Annotated in this window: 5 protein-coding genes; all 5 read right to left on the bottom strand. The window is 37.1% G+C overall.

Features of this window, described 5'->3' with window-relative positions; translation table 11 throughout:
* Positions 1 to 545 (bottom strand): MauE/DoxX family redox-associated membrane protein (locus AWW78_RS09040; RefSeq protein ID WP_047134948.1); only part of this gene is annotated, 545 nt, incomplete at its 3' end.
* 116 nt (positions 546 to 661) lie between these two features.
* Positions 662 to 1,069, bottom strand: coding sequence for a helix-turn-helix domain-containing protein (locus AWW78_RS09035; RefSeq protein ID WP_047134947.1), 408 nt, complete (start codon positions 1,067 to 1,069; stop codon positions 662 to 664).
* 22 nt (positions 1,070 to 1,091) lie between these two features.
* Positions 1,092 to 2,336, bottom strand: coding sequence for an efflux RND transporter periplasmic adaptor subunit (locus AWW78_RS09030; RefSeq protein ID WP_047134946.1), 1,245 nt, complete (start codon positions 2,334 to 2,336; stop codon positions 1,092 to 1,094).
* Between the two features lie 15 nt (positions 2,337 to 2,351).
* Positions 2,352 to 5,582 (bottom strand): efflux RND transporter permease subunit, encoded by a 3,231-nt coding sequence (locus tag AWW78_RS09025; RefSeq protein ID WP_047134945.1) that lies wholly within the window; start codon positions 5,580 to 5,582, stop codon positions 2,352 to 2,354.
* 14 nt (positions 5,583 to 5,596) lie between these two features.
* Positions 5,597 to 8,553, bottom strand: a 2,957-nt coding sequence (locus AWW78_RS09020) for an efflux RND transporter permease subunit (protein WP_047134944.1), incomplete at its 5' end; no start/stop codon positions are given.

Genomic DNA, 8,553 nt, shown 5'->3' with positions numbered 1-8,553 from the left:
TCATTGTCAATTTGACCACCTAAAAAACTTAAATCAATTTCACCATAATCAACATGGCCACCGTATGCAAAAGCTAAAATTAACAAACTTGAAAATAAAAGAACAAAAACAAGAAATTTAAAAAAGAATTTGAAAGAATATAACCTCTCAATCAAAATGTATAAACTAATTGAAACAATTAAGATAACTGACTTCAACAAATTAGCAAATCTATCGCTAATACTTAAAATACTTCCAAAGCAACCACACTCATCAAGCCCCAAATAATAAAAACCATATATCAAAGCAAAAAAGAAAAGAATTGAAAACAATAATAAAGCCACACTAACAAACCTAACCCACATTTTTAACAAAAACATCATCCCAAGTAAAATCTCAAAAAGTGACAGCGAAATTGAAAATGAAAATACTAAAAAATTGGGGAAAAATCCGTAAGATCTAACGATATTAGCAAACTCATTAATATCAATTAACTTCCCAAATCCCGAAACAACGAAAACAAGTCCAATTATTACCCTTAAAATTGAAATCAACTTAACAGTCATAAATCAAAACTAAATTATTTTTCTCACCCAAGAATTTAAATCATCAAAATCTTTTTGTCAAGAAAAGGGGAAAGTTTTTACGGAAAATTTTTGCGGAAATTTTTTACGGAAAATTTTTACACTTTATCATCACACCAACCCCTCACCCCATCCCATAAAATTCCCAAATAATTCCGAACCAATTTCTCTTTAAATTCAAAGTTCTCATCCAGCATCCTCTTAAACTCCAATGGCGAAATCCCCAATCTCCTTTTAAAAGCCCCTCTAAATGTTCTAATTCTGTAATAACCACACTCTTTACAAACATTTTTGAAATTAACCCCCTCCGAAATCAACCTTATCGCCTTTTCAAGACGGTATGTCTCAATAAGTTTATGTAAAGTTGTCCCGTAATTTTCAGCGATGAAATCATATAGATACGAGACTGAAACATCGAAATAATCAGCAACTTCACTTACACAAAAATTTTGCTTTGAGATATTCCCCCGAATAAAGTTTTCAAGATTTCTTTTATTAAGAAGCATAATCATCCCCCCAATTTGGTTTTCACCTTACGATTTTAACCTTTGAATCATGCGCAAGGTTATAGTTTCCCTCAACGATTATCGTATCTCCAGGATTTATTCCACTTTTTATCTCATAAAATTGCTCATTTTCACGACCAAGTTCAACATAGAACCATTTAGAAAGCCCTTGATCTTCGCCGTTGCTTTGGTAAACAAACACAACTGGTTTATCATCACGCATAATAACTGCCCGCCTTGGAACAAGCAAGATATTTTTATAAACTTCACCCTGGATTCTCACACTTCCAAACATGCCAGGTTTTATTTTATGTTCAGGATTTTCAATCTCTATTACAACTTTTCCAAGCCGTCTTTTAATATCAATGTAAGGGTTTATCTCTACAACTCTTCCTTTGAAAACTTCCCCAGGATAAGCGACGAATTCAACCTCAGCTATATTTCCAAGATTAATCCTTGCCATTTGCATTTCTGTCAACTCACAGATCACCCTGATTTTTGATATATCAACAAGCTTCATACATTTTTGCCCAGCTGTGATGTAATCCCCGGGGGTCAACTCACAATCCGCTATGTATCCAGAGAAGGGAGCTTTTATTTCTGTATAGCTTAAATTTAATTTTGCTTTCTCATACTCAACCAAGGCTCTATTTAAACCGCTTTTATTTGCGATTACATCTTCTCTGTTCACATCGCTATAAACAAGCAAAGCCTCGTAATCTCTTTTAACTCTTTCAATTTCCACCTCGCTTATCTGCCCCGCTTCAAATTTTTTCCTCATATCTTCGTAAATAACCCTTAAACTATCAATTTCCCTTTTAAATCTTTCCGGATTCCCACCCCCTGGGACGATGCCGGATTTCATAAGATTATATTCAACTCTCGCATCAAGCAAATTATGCTCCGCCTGTTTTAAGGCTATCTTAAACTCCGTATCATCAATCTTTAAAATTAGTTCTCCCTCTTTAACGAACTTACCATTGTAGGCATTTAAGTTGACAATTTGGCCACCAACCCTTGGGATTATGTCGATCTCACAAGCTGGTTTCGCCAGAGCACTTGCGCTTATCAACTGTATGAGATCGCCTTTCCTTGCGACATCGATTTTAACAGGGAAAAATATCTCTCCCGTTTCTACTTCTTTTAATGCTGTGGTTTCCTTGTCATCATCTCCAGATAAAATTAACCCCAAAATTAAAATGGCACCAAGAATTACGAAAATGCCAGCGAAGATAAAAAACTTTTTAAACGCAATCTTTCCCACCATATTTAACACCTCAATTTATTTGACAATAATTTTATAAAATACGGGGGTGACTAAAAGAACAATTAATATTGAAAACAAAAGTCCACCTGAAACAGCAACTGCAAACGGATACCAAAGCGAATATATATTCTTCGTAAAAATAAACGGTGCAAACCCAGCTATCGTCGTAAAATTCGTTATCAAAATTGACCTCACCCTGCTGAAAGAAGCTGATATGAGAATATCATCATAGATTGAATCCTGGATTTTAACACCCGATTTTGAAATTGAATTTGCAATTTTATCAACAAGAATTACCCCATTGTTAACCGATAGACCTATCAAAAGTATAAGCCCTGCATATCCACCCCTGCCGAAGTTAACATCAAAAAGATAAAACACAGCAAATAAACCTATCAAAGACATCGGAACAGATAATATGATGACGAACGGCTTCCTGAAAGATTCATAAAGCGAAGCAGTGATCATGAAAACAAGACAGACGGAAACAATCGCAATTAATATCAACGGTATTTTCTCCCTTTCACCAAATAAAAAGAGTAAACGTTCAACTCTCTTCACCTCATACCCAGGTGGAACTTTAACGCTTTTTATAACTGCATCCGTGAATTTACTTCCGTAGTTATAAGGACCTTTGTAGTTAAAGGTTATATATCTTGTATATTGTTGATTTTCACGCCGTATCTCCGGCATCGTTGGAACAAACTCAACCTTTAAAATATCCGCCAACTTTACACTTCTATCTCTCGTTACAAAGTTTGATTCCAAAAGTTCCCTCACATCAACCCCGGTATCCGTATCTCCCGATTTTGAAACAGTGATTTTCAATTTAACATTTTGATTTTCTATCTTCATATTTAAATTTTCAACCGACATTCTTAATTTCCCCGCGATGAAATAAATTAACTCCCCAAGGTTAATCCCATATTTGCTTAATTTTTCTCTATCAACTGAAGCGACAACCTCGTATTCCTTTGACATCCACGGCACCCTGTCAAGTTCAATATCCGAAACCCTTGGATTTTGCGAGACGATTTCAGCTATGTTTTGTGCTATTTGTTTTACAACATCATAATTATAGCCAAGAATTTGGATTGAAAAGCTTGGGATAATCACCCCACCGGAGTAAAATCCGGGACCAAATCCATAAACGGATACCGTGAATCCGCTTGTCTGCGCACATAACGAGATTAAATTCTCCTTAATTATGTAAGGTATTGAAGTCATCGCAACCTTATCATTGAAATCAACTCTTATAGTAGCATATCTATTTGAGATCAAAGATGTGAACTTTTCTATGTGGCTAAGATTTTTTCCTAATTGCTTTTCAATTTTTCTGACAAACTCATCAATTCTTGAAATCTCCGTGCCTTGGGGAGCTCTTATATCAACTACTATATATGTCTCGGTACCCCACCTCCATAGCTCGCCCTTATAGACATACTTGAAGAAAAGATGTGATGTCCCTCCAAGTATATGGTCAATATAAGGTTTCGCGGTGACATAAAATTTGCTTGAAAAGATTTTATTGTAAAGCTCTGCGATCCCAACAAGCGAAATTTTTCTCCCAAAAATTTCGAAACTAACTTTTTCCTCATTTACCTCAATTTTTTCTGGCAACATCCACACAGGTAATCCAAAAAGCAAAACAACCAAAGAAAAAACAAACCATTTATGGCGCAAATTCCAGCGTAAAATTTTTGCGTAAACACCCGAGATGAACCCTAAAATCCTCATTTCTTTCTTTGGCTTAACCCTGTTCAAAACTTTAAGCGAAACGATCGGAATAAAGGTCAATGAGACCAAGAGAGAAAAAATAACAACAAAACCAGCTGTGATAGCGAACTGAACAAAATACGGCTTCAAATTTTCGGGAAGCAAGAAAACAGGGACAAGTGCACCAACAGTTGTAAGTGAAGCTGCGACGACGGGCAATTTCATCTCATCAACCGCCGTAAGGATGACTTCAATATCAAATTTTCTCCGCTCCTCAAAATATCTCTGGATGTTTTCAAAAATTACAATTGAATTGTCGATCACTATCCCGAAAGATAAAGCCAACGCTGAAAGAGTCATTATGTTAAGCCCAATCCCAGAAGCATATAAGAACACAATCACACCCGAGATTGAAAAAATAACAGAAAGGAAGACAATAAATGATGAAACAACATTACGCAGGAACAGGATGAGAATCAAAACAATAAATCCAGCGGAGATTAAAGCTTTATTTGCAAGCTCCCTTATTTCCATTTTTATATTTTTGCTTCTATCGTAAACCTTCTCGATCTCAATTTTTAAGCCATATCTGGAATTTATTAAATCTTTTAACTCGTTAATTTTTTCATCAACTAAGTTTGCAACTTTTATCATATTTACCCCCGGCTCCTTATCAATCTCAACCGTTAGAAAAGGCATCCCGTTTATCCTTGAATAGCTGTTGGGTTCCGATATTGTGTCAACAACATTTGCGAAATCAGAAAGCTTTACATAAATCCCCTGCCCATTGCTGATTTTGATATTTTTAATTTCATCGACATCCTTGAAATAATTTCCAGTATAAATGAAATGCCTGATCTTTCCCTCATCAACATAACCAGCAAGGCTATAGATTTGATATTCGTTCAATGCTTTTATAAGCTCATAGATGCTGACGCCGAAATTTTTTAATTTTTCTTCATCCACATTTATCAAAATCTCCCTTTTAACTCCGCCAAGCACCCTTACATTCGCGATCCCCTTTATCCCCAAAAGCGAAGGTTTAATTATCTCATCAACTATCTTTTGAATTTTTGTGATTTCAGCATCACCATAAATGCTCAAGCTCATAAATCCTTGAAGTTCCTGAAATTCCGAAGGGACATACTTTTGAATCTGCGGATACTCAGCTCCCTCAGGAAAAGTTCTATAAACAGACGCGAGCTTTTCGGATAGTTCAAGTCTTGCAAAATCAATATCAACATTTTTCTGAAACTCAATTTCAACCCACGAATTTCCCTCCCGTGTTCTCGATGAAACTTTCTTCACACCCGCAACAGTTACCGCGACCTCTTCAATCTTTGTGGTGATAAACCTTTCAACCAGTTCCGCTGAAACACCACGCCAGTTTGCGACAACATAAAGCTTCGGGAAATCAATCTCCGGGGTTATCTCAATCGCAAGTTGAGTGAGCGAAAAAAGCATTAAAATTAAAAGCGTAAAATAAAACATTAAAACGGTGACCGGCCTTTTTAAAATTTTCTCAAGCATGACAATCCAAAGACCTACCTTCCTTTTAGAGAAAACTTATCAAAATAGGTATAAACGACGGGAATTATAAAAAGTGTGAAAATAGTCGATGCAATCAAACCCCCGATTATGGGATAACTTATCGCAACCGCAAGCTCAAGCCCTTTTCCAAAACCAACGATAAGTGGAATGATGCCGAGTATAGTTGTGAGCGTTGTCATCACGATCGGCCTGAACCTTTTCCTCATCCCATCAATTATGGAATCCTCAAGCGGCATCCCATCCCTTCGGTTTAATATTATAAGGTCAACAGCGATCACCGCATCGTTATCTATAGCACCAAGCATTATAACAAGCCCAACTATTGACATCACATTATAACTTTGCCCTGCAAGATACATGGCTATGAAAGCTCCAACAAGCGCAAGCGGACTTGTCAATAAAATGACAAATGGATAAACGATCGATTCATACTCAGAAGCGAGTATCATATAAACTATGAAAATTGAAAGCAAAATTATGATCAAAAGCCCTCTATATGACTCGTAAATTTCCTCAATCTTCCCGCCAATTTTAATTGAAATGTTTTGATACCTTAACTCGATATCTTTGATCGCATCGCTTATTTGATTATTTATCGCAAAAATATTCCCACCTCTTGAATTTGCAACTACAAGAGCTACCCTGTTCCCATTTTCATGATAAATTTCGTTCAACCCTTGTCCCTTTTCTATTTTTACAACAGATTGAATAGGAACTAACGAAGAACTTTTTGAATTGTTAGCTTTTAAACTGTAATTTAAAAGCGAAAATAAGGCGTCCTCATCCCTTGATTTATCCGAGATGATGCGAATCGGAATTTGCTCGTTAAACCTGCTTATATAAGTGGCAACTTTCCCTCTCAAATAACCCGCCACCTCAGAAACGATATCAGAACTATTTAGATCATATTTTTCAATGGCGGATTTATCAACAAGTATTCTCACCTGCGGATTGCCCGGACCGGGGATGGTCCTTAAATCGGTTACCTTTGGGATGTTTTTAATTTTTTCAACTATATCTTTTGCGATGAAAAGCAATGAATCAAACGATGAGCTTGCAAATCCTTTACCAGCAATTTTTATGGCGATATCATCTTCTGTAGTTTGAAGGATCCTCTCAAATGTTGTGCTTCTCCTCTGAAACGAAACTTCAGCGCCGAGCGAACTTAAAGTTTTAATTAAACCACTTCTCTCAAAATAAGAACGAACCTTATCCATAACATCATCAACCTTATACTCGGGCTTTATCTTTACATAAATTTTACCCTTGTTTAAACTTGCAAACAAAATGCTAAAATAGTCCTCCTGTGAAGATATACCGAGATCCGAAACAACCGCTTGAATTTCATTTATGCTTAACAACTCCTTTTCAATCATACCGGCAACATTTGAGATAACTTCAAGCGTCGAGCCGTAAGGCATATTTATCTCTATTGTGAATCTGCTCTGATCAATATCCGGGGCTTGTTCAGCCTTGATGAGAAATGCTATCAAAAGCGAGATCAAAGTTAAAACTGTCGTCACAGCCAAAACCATTCCCCTGTTCCTCAACATCCATCTTAAAGAAGATAAATATAAAGCCATGAATTTTTCATAGGCTTTGATGAAGGGATTTTTCTCAATGTCTGATTTCTCTTTTTTGTCCTTTAATCTTGAAAGAAGAGATGGGACGAGCATCACTGCGACAACAAGTGAAGATATAAGCGAAAAAGTCATTGTAAGCCCCATATCAAGGAAAAACTTTTGAGCGATCCCTTTGACAAGGACGACAGGCAAAAATATGGCAACATTTGTAAATGTCGCCGCTGAAACAGCAAGATTTATCTCCCTCGCACCTTTTAAAACCGCATCTTTAACACTTAGCCCCTGCTCCCTCAATCTCGTGAAATTCTCAACTATGATCACCGCGTTGTCTCCGATCATCCCGATGCCAAGCGCAAGACCTGTAAGCGAAATTATGTTGAAATTTACACCCGTAATATACATCATCACAACCGTTGCAAGGATTGAAAATGGAGTAACCATTCCAATTATCATCGGATATCTCCAATCGCGCAGGAACAGGAAAAGGACGAGGAAAGCAAGCAAAGCGCCCCAGAAAATTGCCTGCTCAATATCGGAAATTGACTTCTTTATAAATTCCGCCTGATCGAAAACTATCTCCATTTTAACTTCTGGATAATCTCTAATAAGTTCGGATACAACTTTGGATACTTTCTCGCTTACCTTTATCGTATTTGCAAGTGCTTCCTTTTTCACAAAAATTAAAATTGCCTCGCTCCCATTCAATCTCGTCAATCCCTGCCTTTCTGAAAAACCTTCAACAACTTTTGCGACCTCGGATAAGCGAACGCCAGCACCTTGACCTTTCCTAATAACAACACTTTCAATATCCTTCAAGCTTTGGAATTCAGATGCGACACGGAACGGGTATCTGAGATTCCCCTGTTTTATCGTCCCACCAGCGATGCTCATATTTGAACTTTTTAACGCATTTGCAATATCATCAAAGGTTAAATTAAACGATTTCATCTTTTCAACATCAACCACAACTAAAATTTCCCTGCTATATCCTCCAGCCACAACCGCTTGGGAAACCCCTTCAATTTGTTCAAGCCGTCTTTTCACAAGAGCTTCCGCGAACTCTTTCAAATTCGCGATTCCGCTCTCCGATACATCTCTATCCGAATAAGTTAAGGCAATGGTTATTATTGACTCAGACGAAGGATCAATTTTAACAATCGTAGGCCTTCCAGCCTCCTCTGGGAGAGATTGTCTTACAGCGTCAAGTTTTTCCCTTACCTCAAGCATTGCATAATCGATATCAGTGCCCCAGTAAAACTGCAAACGAACAAGCGAAAGCCCCTCGCGCGAAATTGATGTAACTTTTTTAACACCTCCAACCGTCCCAAGGATTGATTCAATTGGCTCCGTCACCTGCTTTTCCACTT

Source organism: Candidatus Kryptonium thompsonii (assembly GCF_001535985.1).
In the GTDB taxonomy this organism is placed as follows: domain Bacteria; phylum Bacteroidota; class Ignavibacteria; order Kryptoniales; family Kryptoniaceae; genus Kryptonium; species Kryptonium thompsonii.
This window is presented reverse-complemented; position numbering and strand designations above follow the sequence as displayed.